This is a genomic window from Lacticaseibacillus jixiensis (genome assembly GCF_042847315.1).
In the GTDB taxonomy this organism is placed as follows: domain Bacteria; phylum Bacillota; class Bacilli; order Lactobacillales; family Lactobacillaceae; genus Lacticaseibacillus; species Lacticaseibacillus jixiensis.
In genome coordinates this window covers 268601-283851 of sequence record NZ_BAAFPR010000001.1, presented here as the reverse complement: position 1 = coordinate 283851, position 15251 = coordinate 268601, and the positions used below count along the sequence as shown (strand labels likewise).

Annotated in this window: 14 protein-coding genes; 11 read left to right on the top strand and 3 right to left on the bottom strand. The window is 52.1% G+C overall.

Features of this window, described 5'->3' with window-relative positions:
* Positions 1-383: 383 nt before the first annotated feature.
* Both yidC and ACGG90_RS01370 read right to left on the bottom strand, forming a co-directional pair.
* Positions 384-1355, bottom strand: coding sequence for a membrane protein insertase YidC (gene yidC / locus ACGG90_RS01375; protein ID WP_390404864.1), 972 nt, complete (start codon positions 1353-1355; stop codon positions 384-386).
* A gap of 99 nt (positions 1356-1454) precedes the next feature.
* On the bottom strand, positions 1455-1736 hold the full coding sequence (locus ACGG90_RS01370) for an acylphosphatase (RefSeq protein WP_390404861.1): 282 nt from the start codon (positions 1734-1736) through the stop codon (positions 1455-1457).
* Positions 1737-1813: 77 nt separating this feature from the next.
* Here ACGG90_RS01370 and ACGG90_RS01365 point away from each other — a divergent pair, with 77 nt between their 5' ends.
* The 11 genes from ACGG90_RS01365 to ACGG90_RS01315 all read left to right on the top strand — a co-directional run bounded on the left by ACGG90_RS01365 (position 1814) and on the right by ACGG90_RS01315 (position 12497).
* Positions 1814-2572, top strand: a complete 759-nt coding sequence (locus tag ACGG90_RS01365) for a TrmH family RNA methyltransferase (protein WP_390404858.1) — start codon at positions 1814-1816, stop codon at positions 2570-2572.
* Between the two features lie 86 nt (positions 2573-2658).
* Positions 2659-3153: a hydrolase gene (locus ACGG90_RS01360; protein WP_390404856.1), complete on the top strand. Its 495-nt coding sequence runs from the start codon at positions 2659-2661 to the stop codon at positions 3151-3153.
* 224 nt (positions 3154-3377) lie between these two features.
* Positions 3378-3746, top strand: coding sequence for a winged helix-turn-helix transcriptional regulator (locus tag ACGG90_RS01355; protein WP_390404854.1), 369 nt, complete (start codon positions 3378-3380; stop codon positions 3744-3746).
* Positions 3747-4063: 317 nt separating this feature from the next.
* A complete protein-coding gene (gene pheS / locus ACGG90_RS01350; protein WP_390404851.1) occupies positions 4064-5110 on the top strand; it encodes a phenylalanine--tRNA ligase subunit alpha in 1047 nt (348 codons plus the stop codon).
* Between the two features lie 6 nt (positions 5111-5116).
* Positions 5117-7528 carry a phenylalanine--tRNA ligase subunit beta gene (gene pheT / locus ACGG90_RS01345; protein ID WP_390404848.1) on the top strand — a complete coding sequence of 804 codons (2412 nt, stop codon included), beginning with the start codon at positions 5117-5119 and terminating at the stop codon, positions 7526-7528.
* Positions 7529-7597: 69 nt separating this feature from the next.
* Entirely contained in the window at positions 7598-8746 is a 1149-nt protein-coding gene (gene mltG / locus ACGG90_RS01340; protein ID WP_390404846.1) for an endolytic transglycosylase MltG, read from the top strand.
* A gap of 6 nt (positions 8747-8752) precedes the next feature.
* On the top strand, positions 8753-9385 hold the full coding sequence (gene udk / locus ACGG90_RS01335; RefSeq protein ID WP_390404892.1) for a uridine kinase: 633 nt from the start codon (positions 8753-8755) through the stop codon (positions 9383-9385).
* Positions 9386-9469: 84 nt separating this feature from the next.
* Entirely contained in the window at positions 9470-9943 is a 474-nt protein-coding gene (gene greA, locus ACGG90_RS01330; RefSeq protein ID WP_390404843.1) for a transcription elongation factor GreA, read from the top strand.
* Positions 9944-10088: 145 nt separating this feature from the next.
* Positions 10089-10799, top strand: coding sequence for a cell wall-active antibiotics response protein LiaF (gene liaF / locus ACGG90_RS01325; RefSeq protein WP_390404840.1), 711 nt, complete (start codon positions 10089-10091; stop codon positions 10797-10799).
* Positions 10799-11863, top strand: a complete 1065-nt coding sequence (locus tag ACGG90_RS01320; protein WP_390404890.1) for a sensor histidine kinase — start codon at positions 10799-10801, stop codon at positions 11861-11863. The genes liaF and ACGG90_RS01320 overlap by 1 nt, the downstream gene beginning before the upstream one ends.
* Positions 11856-12497: a response regulator gene (locus ACGG90_RS01315; protein ID WP_390404837.1), complete on the top strand. Its 642-nt coding sequence runs from the start codon at positions 11856-11858 to the stop codon at positions 12495-12497. The genes ACGG90_RS01320 and ACGG90_RS01315 overlap by 8 nt, the downstream gene beginning before the upstream one ends.
* Before the next feature lie 126 nt (positions 12498-12623).
* On the opposite strand, the gene ACGG90_RS01310 is transcribed toward ACGG90_RS01315, so the two are convergent.
* Complete coding sequence (locus ACGG90_RS01310; RefSeq protein WP_390404834.1) at positions 12624-15227, bottom strand: YfhO family protein; 2604 nt, start codon at positions 15225-15227, stop codon at positions 12624-12626.
* Positions 15228-15251: the final 24 nt, after the last annotated feature.

The following is a 15251-nucleotide window of genomic DNA, read 5'->3' as shown; positions in this document are numbered from 1 at the left end:
GCAAGGGTAAGCGAAGGCCAAGCTTGCAGAACGCCGCACCCCGCAACGGGTCGTCTGGAAGCGCGAGTGGTTCGCGCTTTGACCCGCTCGTCCAGAGCGACAGCGCGCTGTTCGCTGTGAAGCCTAGACTTAACCGTCAGGCAAATAAAGGACGTACTACAGATATCCACCCAGCAGGCAACTGTTGGGTACTTAAACCACGCCGCTGCTTTGCACAGCGCGACGAAAATCAACAACCAGAGCCAATGATGGCTCGACCATACACGATCACGACTTGTCGATCGTGTATTTGTGGTGTCTGCCAATATTTGGTAGCGCACCTGACGCAATCGAGGCAAACAAAAAGGCGGTCGAACGTGATGTTCGACCGCCTTTTTCAATGATTAATGATGGTGGCGCTGCTGCTTGCCGGCATTGCGATTGTGCTTGGTGATGCCAGGCTTGCTTGGATCAAGCGGCGCTTCAGTTGCGGCTTGGGCAACTTGAGCGTTATCGTTTTCGAAGGTGTGTTCGTCAACAACGATCACCGGTGGGTTCTCGGCGATTTCTGCATCCAAGCGCTTGCGGATGGATGGGGTGATGACATAAGTGACAATGAGCTGTTGGATCAAGATGATCACACCACCGGCCAAGAAGTACAGGCCTAACCCAGCGTTATACATCAAACAGAAGACAAAAGTCATGATCGGCGAAAGCATTGCGGAAGTCTGCATGGCTTTGCGCTGTTCTGGCGCGACGCCTTGCAGCATCACGAAGCTTTGCAGCAAGTAGAACACCGTTGCGGCAATGGTGATGACAATGCTGGAGTGGCCGAGTTGAATGCCAAAGAAGGTACTCTTGTAGATGTCTGGCGAATAGGCGACGGCTTGATACAAGCCAGAGAAGATCGGCAATTGGATGAGCAGCGTCAAGCAGCCCATTGATGGGATCATGCTGGTGCCGTTTTTCTTGTAGACGTCTTGCATCATTTGGTTGAGACGCAAGGTCTCTTCTTGAGTGATGCCGGGTTTCTTCATTTGCTTCTGGATGATGTCCAGCTGCGGCTTGAGGATCTTGTTTTTCTCTTGCGACTCGGTCATTTTGCGTTGTTGATTAAGCATGGCTGGCAACAAGATCAAGCGTACCACCAAGGTGATCAGCAAGATCGCGATCCCGTATGAGTTTGCCGTATGCAAGTTTGATGCGATCCATTCCATCAGATGCATCAAGTTCTTACCAACTAAGTTATATAAGGTGCCGTAGATGCCTTTGGTCGGGGCTTGCAGCTGCTTGCCGTTTTGTTGCGCACAGGCGCTTAGGAAGATCAGGAGGCTTGAAATGCCGCCTAATGTGGCCAACTTCTTTATTCTATGCATGGTGTCTGTCCCTTCAGTGTGTCGTACTGTGAATAACTATACTTGACTCGCCGCTGGCTTTCAATAGGTCCAACGCCTGAAAATGGGGACTGTCGCCTTTTAGAAGGTGACTTTGAACTCGCGCATGGGGAAATCTTTGGTCAACAGATGTTCTTCATACGTCGCCACGCGGCCGCTTGGCGTCGGGCTGGCTTTGATGGCGGCCGTGAACTTGGCCATGTTCACCGCGGGGCCTTTGGCTTCGATGTACACTGAGCCATCGAGGCGATTTTGGACAAAGCCGCGGATCTTAAGCTGATCGGCGACGCGCTTGGTCATCCAGCGAAAGCCGACGCCTTGGACGCGGCCGGTGACGCGAATGGATTTGGCAATTTCTACCATGAAAAATTCACCTCCAGGTTCATTTTAACACAGGGCAAGAACTGATATAATCTAGAAGGAACCTACAGGAGGATAATATGGAATACATCGCATCACCAAAGAACGAACATATCAAAGCGGCTAAGAAGTTGACGGTCAAGAAATATCAAAAAAGCGGCGACGCCTACTTGCTGGAAGGCTGGCATTTGGTTGAAGAAGCCTTGAAGGCCGGCTTGACTCCACGGCGCATCTACGCCACCGAGAAGTTCTTAGATGAACGTGCTTTGCGCGAACATTATGAATTGATCACTGAAATCTCCCCGGAAGTCGCTAAACACTTGGCCGAAACCCCGACGCCACAAGGAATCTTCGCCATTATGCCGCGCGAGGTAGGCACTTTGCCAGAACACTTCAGCGGTCAATATTTGCTGCTGGACGGTATTCAAGATCCTGGCAACGTCGGGACTTTGGTGCGCACGGCAGATGCTGCCGGGATCCATCAAGTCGTCTTTGGCGACGGCACTGCCGACGCATTCAACCCGAAAGTCTTGCGCGCCATGCAAGGCAGCCAGTTTCATGTGAACATTACCACCACGCCGCTGGCCAATGTCATCAACGAATTAAAAGCCGCCAAAATCCCGGTTTATGGCACTGAACTCAATGCCCAAGCCGAATCTTATCGCGACGTTGCGCCAAGCAAGCAATTTGCTTTGATCGTGGGTAATGAAGGCAACGGGATGGACAAGGAATTGTTGAAGCAAACCGATACCAACTTATACATCCCGATCAAAGGTCGGGCGGAGTCGTTGAATGTCGCCATTGCTGCGGCTGTAGTGATGTTTCACCTGACCGCTTAAGAATCTCTAAACCCCGGTGCAAATGCTTACAGAAGCTGTTATAATATTAGTGTGTTGAACGAATCGAATTTAAGAGAGGCGTTTGAATGAGCACTAAGCTTAACTGGCAACAAGATGCTGAATATGTGGCGTTAGTTCAAGATCTGCTGGCCCAACCGGCTGTGCAGAAATTGGCCAACTACACTCAGCATCACTACTCCAATCGGTTGGATCACTGCATCAGTGTGTCCTACCAAAGTTATTTATTGGGGAAGAAGTGGCATTTGAATACTCGCGCCTTAGCGCGCGCTGGTCTATTGCACGACTTGTTTTATTATGACTGGCGAGTGACCAAGTTCGACCTCGGCACCCATGCGTATATCCACCCGCGCATCGCTTTGCGCAACGCGGAGAAGCTGACGGACTTGACGCCAATGGAAAAAGACATCATCATTAAGCACATGTGGGGGGCAACCTTGGCTGTGCCGAAGTACAAAGAAAGCTTCGTCGTGTCGTTGGTGGATGACTATGCGGCGATGGATGAAGTGATGGTGCCATTGTGGCACAAGTTGCGCCACCCATTGAAGACCCGCCTAAATTGATAAAGCAAGTGCACCAGGGCCGCGACGAAACTGTCGCGGCTTTTTTGATGGGGCTGCATCAGTCTCGCGACTCGGCTGGGTGTGAGGTTTGTACCAGTTTCTCGCTGCCTGCCGCTATGGGAAACGGTTCACTGACAGAAAGTTCGCATCGATGGTTGCATTGTATTGAATTTGCGTTATACTTATACTATATAAATGTAAGTGGGATGATTGAGGTGACCATCATGGAAGCAACAGCAACAGCAACAACCAGTGAATGTACGGAATCCAAACTCTCGTTATGTCCGAAGTTTACGCAGACTTTCAAGATCTTGGGCAAGAAGTGGAATGGCATGATCTTAGAGGTCTTACTGCAGAATGGCCCGTCGCGGTTTAAAGACATCGCCGGCACCATCACCAAGTGCTCTGATCGCGTTTTGGTGGAACGGTTGAAGGAATTGGAGTCAGAAGGCATGATCGAACGCCGCACCCATACCGATTCGGCTTTGATCCAATATGTCTTGACTGACAAAGGTCAAGCCTTGTCGCCAGTATTGGCAGCCGCACATGCTTGGGGCGACGCTTGGATCAGCGACGAAGAGTGCGAAGGCTAAAGCCGAAAGCACTTGACGAAGGCTCAAATTCATGCTAGCCTAAACTCAACTAAACAAACCAAATACGCTGATAGAAACGCAAGCCTGAAGGCCCAGTAAGGGAACAGCATCCACCGACTGCAAGGTGCTGATGGGAACACGGCTCGTATTCATTTCTTGAGTAGACGACTGCAAGGTCGCTCCGGTACTGCCGTTAAGTTGTTGAGTTGTTTTGTCTGTTATGGACAAGAAACAAGGGTGGTACCGCGAATAAGCTTCGTCCCTTCTGGGGATGAGGCTTTTTTTGTGCCATCAGAATCTTAAGGAGGATCTTCGATATGGATCTCAAGTCAAAGCTTGAAGAACTGTTTGAACAAAACCAAGCCAAGATCAAGAACTTACACGATCTTGACGAATTGAACCAAACTCGGGTGAACTTATTAGGCAAGAAAGGCCCGATCACCGAAGTATTGCGCGGCATGAAGGACTTAGACGCCAGCGAGCGGCCTAAGGTAGGCGCTTTTGCCAACGAGATCAAAGATAATCTGCAACAAGCCATTCAAGAACGCAAGCAGGCTTTAGAACAAGCCATCATCAACCAAAAGCTTGAACAAGAAACCATTGACGTGACTTTGCCAGGGGCCCAGATCCCGCAAGGCACGCCGCATATCCTCACGCAGATCATGGATGATATCGAAGAATTCTTCATCGGCCAAGGCTATCAAGTGATCGACGGCCCAGAAGTCGAAGAAGACCACTACAACTTCGAAATGCTCAACATCCCCAAGGACCACCCGGCCCGCGACATGCAAGACACCTTCTATATCGACGATCAACTGTTGATGCGCTCACAAACTTCCCCAGTCCAAGCCCGGACGCTGGAAGTCCATGACTTCTCTAAAGGCCCGCTGAAGATGATTTCCCCAGGCCGCGTTTATCGCCGCGACACCGATGATGCCACGCATTCTCATCAGTTCCATCAAGTCGAAGGCTTGGTCATCGACAAGCACATCACCATGGCTGATCTTAAAGGAACACTGCTGGCTGTGGCCCAGCATGTCTTTGGCCCAGAGCGCACCATCCGCTTGCGCCCAAGTTTCTTCCCGTTCACGGAACCATCTGTTGAAGTCGATGTGTCTTGCTTCCGCTGCGGCGGGGTGGGATGTCCGATTTGCAAGTATTCCGGCTGGATCGAAGTGTTAGGTGCCGGCATGGTGCATCCTAACGTCTTGACTGCCGCTGGCGTCGATGCCAAAGTGTACGGCGGCTTTGCCTTTGGGCTGGGTCCCGACCGCTTTGCGATGCTTAAATACGGCATCGACGATATCCGCAGCTTCTATCAAGGGGACACGCGCTTCTTGTCCCAGTTCCAACAGGAGGGTTAAGCCACAATGGACGTATCATATGAATGGTTGAAAGAATTAGTCGACGTGCCGGTTTCTGCCGACGAACTCGGCGAGAAAGTTTCCCGCACTGGTATCGAAGTGGATTCGGTGAACCACTTAGGTGCCGGGCTGAAGAAGATCGTCGTCGGCAAAGTCGTTGAATTAAAGATGCACCCAGATTCTGATCACTTGCACATTGCCCAAGTTGACACCGGTGATGATGAATTGCGCCAAATCGTGTGCGGGGCCCCGAACATCCAAGCCGGCCAAACGGTGATCGTGGCCTTGCCTGGGGCCAGAATCGGCGACAACGTCAAGATCAAGCGCGGCAAAATGCGCGGCGAAATTTCTGACGGCATGATCTGTGCCTTACAAGAACTCGGCTTCTCTGACAGTGTCGCCCCTAAAGCCTATGCTGATGGGATTTATGTGTTCAACGAAGCCTTAAAGCCTGGCAGTGATGCTTTAGAAGCGTTGGGCTTAAATGATGCTGTGTTGGATTTTGAAATCACCCCTAACCGTGCCGATGCCTTAGGGATGCGCGGGGTGGCTTGGGAAGTCGGCGCCACTTATGGCACCACGCCGCATTTCAAAGATCTGCCGGTTCAAGAAGGCGACAAGCCGGTCACTGATTACTTGAGCGCTTCAGTCACTGACCCTAAAGACGCGCCGTCTTATCAAATGCGCGTGGTGGACAATGTCACCATCAAAGATTCGCCATTATGGCTGCAGCGCCGCTTATGGAACGCCGGTGTGCGCCCGATCAACAACATTGTGGACATTACCAACTTGATCATGTTAGGCTACGGCCAGCCGCTGCATGCATTTGATTATAATAAGTTGGACAACCACCAAATCGTGGTGCGCCGCGCGCAGGATAAAGAATTGCTCACGACCCTTGATGGCAATGAACATGAATTAGATCCAGAAGACATTGTGATCACCGATGGCCACAAGCCAGTGGCCTTAGCCGGGGTGATGGGCGGTTTGAATTCCGAAATCACTGATGACACTACCACAGTCGTCATCGAAGCGGCTTGCTTTGCCCCAGTCAACATTCGCAAAACGGCTTTGAAGTACAACTTGCGCTCGCAAGCCAGTGCCCGCTTTGAAAAAGGCATCAACGTTGCCGACATCAACAAGGCTTTAGACGAAGCCGCACGCTTAATGGCTGAATTAGGCGATGGGGTGGTGGCTAAAGGCCACTTAAGCGCCACCGCCATTGAACCTAAAGACACCGTGGTCGACATCACCTTAGACCGCATCAATCACGTGTTAGGCACCGCATTAAGTGCTGAAACAGTCAGCGATTTGTTCAAGCGCTTAGGCTTTGGCGTGACCTTAAGCGATGAGACTTTCTCTGTGGCAGTACCGCCGCGCCGCTGGGACATCAGCATTGATTCTGATTTGATCGAAGAAGTGGCACGCTTATACGGCTATGACAACTTGCCAGCCACTTTGCCGACCACCACCATGACAGTCGGCCAATTCACGCCGAAACAAGCGCGTTTGCGCCGCACCCGCAAGCTGCTGGAAGGCATGGGGATGAGCCAAGCCATCACGTATTCGCTGGTGGCCGAAGCCGAAGCGCAAGAATTTGCCATTGAAGCCAGCGAGCAAACCCATGTGGCTTTCCCGATGACTAAAGATCACGCCTTCTTGCGTGAGAACTTGGTGGCAGGGTTGATCAACGCCGAACAATACAACGTCGCCCGCAAGCAGAATGACTTGGCTCTTTATGAACAAGGCCGCGCCTTCTTGAGCAAACCAGGCCACACGCGGCCTGAAGAACACGAATATTTAGGCGGGTTGTTTACCGGCAATTTGTCTGCCAAGAATTGGCAACAAGCTGCCAAGCCAGTGGATTTCTACTACGTCAAAGGCGTCGTCGATCAATTGCTGGCTGATTACCGCTTGGATACGCCGGTGCAATATGTGGCGTTGCGCGACAATGCGCAGCTGCATCCTGGCCAAAGCGCTAAGCTGGTCTTAGGCGAAGAAGTGATCGGCTTGATCGGCCGCTTGCATCCCCAATACGAACACAGTGAAGGCTTGCCTGCCACATATGTTTTCGAATTGAATCTGGATGCTTTGCTCAAGGCTGATCGCAGTCAAATGGCAGCTAAGCCTGCGCCGAAGTTCCCTGAAGTGACGCGCGATATTGCCATTTTGGTGGATCAAAACGTCGAACACGCCGCAGTGGCTAAAGTCATTGCCGATAACGGCGGCAAGTTCTTGCGCGACGTCACACTGTTTGATGTCTATGCCGGCAAGAACATCGAAGGCCACAAGAAGTCTTTGGCTTACACCTTGACTTATCGCCGCGATGACCAAACGCTGACCGAAGACGAAGTTAACGCCGCATTTGCTAAGGTCGTTGATGCTTTGACCACGCAATTAGGCGCCACGATCCGCTAAAAGTTACAGTCTCCTTAAAGTCGTCGCTTTTTGCGGCGGCTTTTTGTATACTTAATCCAGTATGTTTGAATGAGGGGAATTCACGTGAGAAAGCTTGATTCAGAACGAAAAGCATTGCGTCACGCCGAACGGCAAGCGGTCAACCATATCGTGTCATGGGTAGTGGGGATCGTGATTGTGGTTTTGGTCGTCACCGGCTTCATGGGGTATCGCTTCATCCATCAATCGCTTGAAGCCGTTGATGCCGGCAACAAAAAAGACGTCTTAGTCACCATTCCAGCCGGCGCGACCACCAAAGATATCGGTCAGCGCCTGGAAGACAAAGGCGTGATCAAAAGCGCCTTGGTATTCAACTATTATGTCAAGTTTCATAATTACACCAACTTCCAAGCTGGCGATTATACGCTGACCAAAGCCGAATCGCTGCAAGACATCCTATCGGTATTGCGCGGCGGCAGCGGCAGCAGCGACAGTACCGGCACGGTGTTGGTCAAAGAAGGGGTCAATGTCGAAAACGTCGCTGCCGCTGTGGCCAAGCTGCAGCCTAAAGACGCCCAATACACCAAGGCCAATTTCTTGAAGCTGATGAAAGACCAGGCGTTTTTTGACAGCTTGTATCAGAAATACCCGAAACTGTTGAAGAGTGCCAAAGCCGCCAAGAACGTGCGCTACCGCTTGGAAGGCTACTTATACCCAGCGACTTACACCGTCACCAAAGGCGAAAGTCTGAAAGCTTTAGTCACGGCGATGGTGGCCAAATCCGACAGTGTGCTGCAGAATTACTACACATCCATTGCCAAGCAAGGCTATAGCGTCCAAGAAGTGTTGACCTTGGCTTCGCTGGTGGAACGCGAAGGCGTTGACGCCACCAACCGCCGCACGATCGCCGGGGTGTTCTTAAACCGGATCGACGCAGGGATGCCGTTGCAATCTGATATCTCCGTCATGTATGCCTTAAACACCCATAAGACACATTTGACCAATAAAGATACCAGCGTGGATTCGCCATACAACTTATATGTGCATGCCGGCTATGGACCTGGGCCGTTTGACAGCCCGTCTGAAGAATCGATTCGCGCAGTGTTGAGCCCATCTGATCGAGCCAAAGGTTATTATTACTTCGTGGCCAATTTGAAGACTGGCGAGATCCTTTATGCCACCAGCTTGTATCAACAACAAGTCAACACCGCCAAGTTTGCCAGCGATAATGGCAATTAAGAGGTGCTGAAATTGGCTAAACCGATCGTGATCGGCATCGCCGGCGGTTCTGCATCTGGCAAAACCGCCGTGGCGCATGCCTTAAGCCGGCGCTTTGCGGATCAGTCGCTGGTGGTGTTACAACAAGACAGCTACTACAAACATAGTGAATTGCCTTATGCTAAGCGGTGTTTGATCAATTATGATCATCCGGCGGCTTTTGACAATGCGCTGTTGATCAAACAGCTCACCAGCTTGCTTGCGCGGCATGCGATAGATCAGCCGGTGTATGATTACAAGCAGCATAACCGTGTGGCCCAAGTGGTGCATGTCTTACCGCGTGATGTGATCATTGTCGAAGGCATCTTGGTGTTGGCTGAGCCGAAATTGCGCGCGCTGATGGATATCAAGTTGTTTGTTGATACCGACGCGGATGTGCGCTTGGTGCGCCGCATCAAGCGCGACATGGCCTTGCGTCAGCGCAGCTTGGATTCGGTGATCGCTCAGTACCTGGCGACGGTGCGCCCGGCATATCAGCAGTTTATCGAACCCACCAAGCGCTATGCCGATGTGATCATTCCAGAAGGCGGCCAGAACACCGTGGCCATTGATTTATTGGCGGCTAAGATCAATGCGATCTTAGCGGCTCGCGGTGAGTAATGCGCAAATCACTTGACAATCAGCTGATTTGTTCTTACCATCGTATCTTGAAGGTTTACAATAATTGAATTGAGGGAAAAATACATGGCAGAAAAAGTATTTCCAATGACGGCAGCAGGTAAAGCCAAGCTCGAAGAAGAGTTGAACACCTTAAAAACCGTTAAGCGCCCAGAAGTGATCGATCGCATCAAGGTCGCTCGTGGTTTCGGTGATTTATCCGAAAACTCCGAATACGAAAGTGCCAAAGACGAACAGTCCCAACTTGAATCCAAGATCGTTCAAATCGAAATGCAGCTGCGTTACGCGCAGATCATTGATTCTAACGCCGTGGCCCAAGATGAGGTGTCCATTGGCAAGAAAGTGACTTTCGTTGAAGTTGGCGATGATGAAGAAGAAACTTATGAAATCGTCGGCGCCGCAGAAGCCGATGCTTTCAACGGCAAGATCTCCAACGAATCCCCGATCGCAGAAGGCTTGATCGGCAAGAAAGTCGGCGAACAAGTGTCGATTGCCACGCCAGGCGGTGACATGACGGTGAAGATCGTCCGCGTCGAATAATCTATCACCACCCTAAGCGCCTCTAGCCCATTGATTTGGGTTAGAGGCGCTTGGTCGTTGGGCACAAATCAGTCCCAAGCCCGGGGGCAAAAGGTACTTGACTGGGTATAATGAAGGTACTAACAATTCGTAAAGGGGCAATCGCATGACAAGACGTTGGCAGTTATTCTGGCTCTTGGAAGCCGGCTTATTCATGATCTTGTGCTTCCAGATCGCCAGCAATCCGCCAGTGCTGGTTGGGGTGATCAGCGGCGTGGTGGCGCTGGTGATCGGCAGTCATGTTAAACATTTCAAGACGTTCTGGCTGACGGCCGGGGCGATTTTGGTGACGGTGGCGTTATTTGTCAACCCGATGGTGTGGATCATCTTGTTCTTGGCGGCTTGTGCAACTTTGCATGTCTTTGCCGGGCGCAACAGCACATTGGGGCCTTGGGCACAGAAGCATTTTCTGGCGGTGACGACCAAAGAGCCCACCGCCAAAGCCGGCAAAACCCACAAGCGGCCGTGGTTTGGCGACACGCACATTGGGGCGACGCAATTTGAATGGGACGACATTAACATGACGGTGATGGCCGGCGACACGATCATCGACTTAGGCAACACGTATTTGCCTAAAGGCGATAACGTGGTGGTGGTGCGCAAAGGCTTCGGCAAAACGCGCGTCTTGGTGCCAGTCGGTGTTGGCGTGGCGATCGAGCATTCGGCGCTGGTGGGGGAGCTGGCAGTCAACGGCCAACCAGTGGCGTTAAAGAATGAAACCTTCAGTTATTACAGTGATGATTATGACGCGGCTTCACGGCGCATCCATATCCTCACCAATGTGCTGGTGGGGGATCTGGAGGTGTTGGCAGTATGATCCGTGGCTTTCATTTAGTGTGGCAGTTTTTTGTTTCATTGGGCTTGGCGCTGCTGCTGGAGTTAGGGTTGGTGTATATGGCCAGCTACCCAGCGTCAAGAAGCTTTACCGACACCTTGTTGTGGCAAGTGTACTCGGTGCCGTTGGTCTTGTATTTGATCGGCGGAGCGGCTGCACTGGCTGCGGTGGTGTCAGCTACCAGCTATGCGATGCTGCGCCGTCAGCACAATCAATTGGCGCGGCGCTTGGCGGCGATTTCTGCCGGCCAATACGACGCGCCGATCTTGGTGCGCCAAGGCCAAGCCGAAGCGGTATTAGGCACTGATGTCGCCGGGATGCTGGAAGCTTTGCGCCAGAAAATGATCCGCCTGCAAAAAGAAATCGAGCGCTATTCCAATACCCCGGTATTAGTGGCTGGCCAAACCAAAGAAGAGATCCTCACCCAAGAGCGGCACCGCTTGGCGCGTGAGCTGCATGATTCGGTGTCCCAACAGCTGTTTGCAGCGATGATGATGCTTAGTGCGGTGCGTTCGGTGATGAGCACCCAAGATGCTGACAACCCTTTGCTTAAGCAAGTCAGCACCATTGAAGGTGTGGTCAACGAAGCACAAGCGGAAATGCGCGCTTTGCTGTTGCATTTGCGGCCGACCACCTTGGAAGGCAAGTCGCTTAAAAACGGCATCATCGCCTTGTTGCAAGAACTACAAACGAAGATCAAAATCAAGATCTCTTGGGAGCTTGACGATGTGGCATTAGGCGCGGCAATCGAAGACAACTTGTTTCGCATCGTGCAGGAATTGTTGTCAAACACGCTTCGCCATGCCAAAGCCGACTCCCTTGAGGTATACTTAAAGCAAGCCAACAACAATGTGGTGCTGCGCGTCGTCGACGATGGCGTCGGCTTTGATCCTGCGACCGAAAACACCACCGGTTCATATGGCTTATCCAATATCAACGAGCGTGCGCAAAGCCTTGGCGGTACCGCCAAAGTGATCAGCTTTCCAAATCAAGGAACCAGCGTGGAAGTGCGCGTGCCACTCACAAAGGAAGTTGCAGATGATTAAAGTACTCCTCGTCGACGACCACGAAATGGTTCGCCTCGGCGTATCAACCTACTTAGGCGTCATGCCAGACATCGAAGTCGTTGGCCAAGCCGTTGACGGCAAACAAGGCTTAGATATGGCGTTGCGCTTGCGGCCAGATGTGATCTTAATGGATCTGGTGATGCCGAACATGGATGGCATCGAAGCCACCCAGAAGATCTTAGCCGCTTGGCCTGAGGCGCGCATCATTATCTTGACCAGCTTTATTGACGACGAGAAGGTGTATCCAGCCATTGAAGCCGGGGCGGCGTCTTACATCTTAAAAACCGCCACCGCCGAAGAAATCGCCAATGCGATCCGCCAAACCGCCAAAGGCGAGTCGGTACTAGAGCCGCAAGTCACCACCAAGATGATGAACCGCCTCACCCAGAAACAACAACCGGCGTTATATGACGACTTGACCAACCGCGAACGCGAAGTGCTGCAGCTGATCGCCCAAGGCAAGTCCAATCAAGAAATCGCCGATGCGTTGTTTATCACCTTAAAAACCGTCAAAACCCATGTGTCCAACATCTTAGCCAAGCTGGAAGTCGAAGACCGCACCCAAGCGGCGATTTACGCCTTCAAGCATGGTTTGGTTAAAGACGACCAATAAACGCCCAGTCTGACTGGGACATCAAGCGGGTTTACCCCATCAAACAAACGGCTCTACGCCGCGATTCTGTACTTAGAATCGCGGCGTAGAGCCGTTTGCGTTGATTGATGGCTTAGGTAGGGGTACTTAGCGTCTGCGGCGATGGCGGCCCACTGGTGTCAGCAGCCACCACAAGCCAATCAAACCAAACGCCACCAGCGAAATCGCCAGCCCCATCCCCAAAAATGGCGGGGTGTAGCGCATGGTGATGGTGTGTTGCCCACGCGACAAAGGAATGGCCATAAACAAGCCTAGCGCTTTGGCAGGGGTGACGGCGCGGCCGTCGACGAGGACTTGCCAGCCGCGGGCTTTAGGGATAGTCGTCATCAACACTTGATGGGCGGCTTGAATGGTGATGTCGCCTTGAATACTGCGATCACCTCGCTTGGTGATGTGCCAAGGGGCTTGTTTGAGCTTGGTCAGCATCGCGGTGGTTTTGGCTTGGTTAAGCCGATACAGCTGCAATTGGCCAAAGTCGGCAGAATCTTTCAACAAAGTGAAGGTGATGGTTTGCAACTCATGCGGCGCACCTGGGGTGACGTTAAGCAATTCCGGATCACGGAAGGTATCATAAATCGGCAGACTGTGGCCATTTTGCGTGGCAGATACCACGCTGTCGGTGAAAGTCGCCGGGATCTGCAAGTAATACGGATCCGTGTCTGAAGCCTTGAAGGTGTAAGTGACAGTCGCCAGCTCGCCTGGCAGCTTCGAAACGGCAGCGCCGGACCACTTGGCGCCTTTTAACACCGGTGCCGACAAGGCGGCTTTATGAAACAAGGTGGTGAAGTTCTCGCCAGTCAGGCCAGACATCAACAGCTCTTGGTTCACCACCGGCATTTGGGCAATGAACTTGGTTTTTAAGATCTGGCTGCTGGCGGCAAATCCCAGCCCCAACGCATACGGATTGGTGTAAATATTGAGGTTTTTGGTGCTGCCGGTTTGGCCATAGCGCAACAAGTCAGGGCGGGCTGACACTTGCGGCAAGAATGCGCCGTTAGGATTGGCGGGCTTGGGATCCAGCCAGTACTTCAGATCTAAGAACGCATCGGTGATTTCCGTGCCGGCAGTGTACGCCACAAAGCCATCGCCGGCAGATTGGCCGATTTCGCCGAAGAACTTCGGCACCCGCGGCGCAAACATCGAATTGAACTGATCAGTGCCTAAGTAGCCGATTTGCATGGCGTCGTTTTTGGTGCGCAAGATCGTTTTGCCAATGCGATAAGTGCCTGAATGGGCGCGGGTGATTTTGGTGACGCCTTGGCGCAGCGCTTGGGTGTAAGTGTGATAATCCGAATGGGTGACATAGCTGAGTTGGTTCAAGGTGACAGCCGCATTGGTGGCGGCTTCTGCACTCATGAACAAGGCAAACATCAACCCGGTATAGCGCCTGGCATCTGAGCGAATCGACAGCAATAACAGCGCCAGCAAATAAAAGCACACGGTGCACAACACTTGCGCATCGCTTAAGTACTTAAAGGCCTTCAAGTTCAGCCACACATAAGCGCACATGCCAAGCACTAAGGTCAACGCCGTCGTCAACTGCCACCAAGTGATCCCTTCGCTGGCTTGCTTGAGCCCGGCAGCACCTAACATCACAAGCCAAAACACCACCACAAACGAGAAACGATACGGGTACCACACCGGAAACTGCATGCCATGCCACAACAAGTCCAGCGGCTCATACATCATCGACACCACCAAGAAAGCCGTCCACAATCCTGCCACCAGCCGCTCGCGCAAGGCGATTTTAGGGGCGATGAAGTACAAGATCACGCCGACCATCACCAAGCTGCCGACGAAGATATTCGGCTGGCCGCTGGGCATTTGATCAAAGTTAAACGACCCGACAAAGAATTTGCCTAAGAGCTTCACCGGTGCATATTCAAAGCGCCAATGGACCTTGGTGACGGTATAAGTGCCTTTAGATTGGGTGATTTGATATAACGTCGGCAGCAGCACCGCCGCCGTGGCAGCTCCTGCCAACAAGGCGCCTAAGACAAAGCGCCTGACTGCAAGCCATGCGGCACGCCAATTGCGCCAATCGCGCGCTAAAGCATAGCAGAAATAGCCGACGATAAACAAGCACAACATAAAGCCCATGTAGTAATTGGTAAAAATCGCCACAAACAGCCACCAAATGAAGCGCCATGGCCGCCTGCCTTGGGTCAATTCGTCGACGCCTGAGCACACCAGCGGCAAGCAAATGACGATATCCAGCCACATTAAATTCAACTGATTGGCCAGCATCCAGCCGCTTAACGCATACACTGTGCCAAAGCCTGCCAGCCACCAGCCGGCCCAGTCGTGGCGGCGCAAATAATACGCCATGGCCAAGCTGGCGCTGCCGTATTTGGCCAGGGTCATCACCACGATCGCCGAATCCAGCATGCTTTTAGGAAACAAGCACACGATGAAATTATACGGACTCAATAAGTAATAGGCATAGACGCTGTACATATCCGCGCCTAAGTCTTTGTTGAAGGCATACAGCAGCTGGCCGGGATGGCCGAACACCGTTTGGCGAAAATAACTATAAAAGTCGATATATTGTTGGCCCAGATCCACTGTCAACAAGCTTGAGTTGCCAAAAGGGTAGACTTTTTGCGCGATAAAATAGGCGCTCATCACCAAGATCGGGGTGCAAAAGGCTAACCAATAAGGATGCGCCGAGAGTTTCTTGAATAACCGCATAGGGCCTCCACAAGTCATGTTCGC

Bases quoted from the DNA above. Each gene is read 5' to 3' on its own strand.
- yidC (WP_390404864.1), bottom strand. From the start codon at position 1,355: ATGCATAGAATAAAGAAGTTGGCCACATTAGGCGGCATTTCAAGCCTC.
- ACGG90_RS01370 (WP_390404861.1), bottom strand. From the start codon at position 1,736: ATGGTAGAAATTGCCAAATCCATTCGCGTCACCGGCCGCGTCCAAGGC.
- ACGG90_RS01365 (WP_390404858.1), top strand. From the start codon at position 1,814: ATGGAATACATCGCATCACCAAAGAACGAACATATCAAAGCGGCTAAG.
- ACGG90_RS01360 (WP_390404856.1), top strand. From the start codon at position 2,659: ATGAGCACTAAGCTTAACTGGCAACAAGATGCTGAATATGTGGCGTTA.
- ACGG90_RS01355 (WP_390404854.1), top strand. From the start codon at position 3,378: ATGGAAGCAACAGCAACAGCAACAACCAGTGAATGTACGGAATCCAAA.
- pheS (WP_390404851.1), top strand. From the start codon at position 4,064: ATGGATCTCAAGTCAAAGCTTGAAGAACTGTTTGAACAAAACCAAGCC.
- pheT (WP_390404848.1), top strand. From the start codon at position 5,117: ATGGACGTATCATATGAATGGTTGAAAGAATTAGTCGACGTGCCGGTT.
- mltG (WP_390404846.1), top strand. From the start codon at position 7,598: ATGAGGGGAATTCACGTGAGAAAGCTTGATTCAGAACGAAAAGCATTG.
- greA (WP_390404843.1), top strand. From the start codon at position 9,470: ATGGCAGAAAAAGTATTTCCAATGACGGCAGCAGGTAAAGCCAAGCTC.
- liaF (WP_390404840.1), top strand. From the start codon at position 10,089: ATGACAAGACGTTGGCAGTTATTCTGGCTCTTGGAAGCCGGCTTATTC.
- ACGG90_RS01315 (WP_390404837.1), top strand. From the start codon at position 11,856: ATGATTAAAGTACTCCTCGTCGACGACCACGAAATGGTTCGCCTCGGC.
- ACGG90_RS01310 (WP_390404834.1), bottom strand. From the start codon at position 15,227: ATGCGGTTATTCAAGAAACTCTCGGCGCATCCTTATTGGTTAGCCTTT.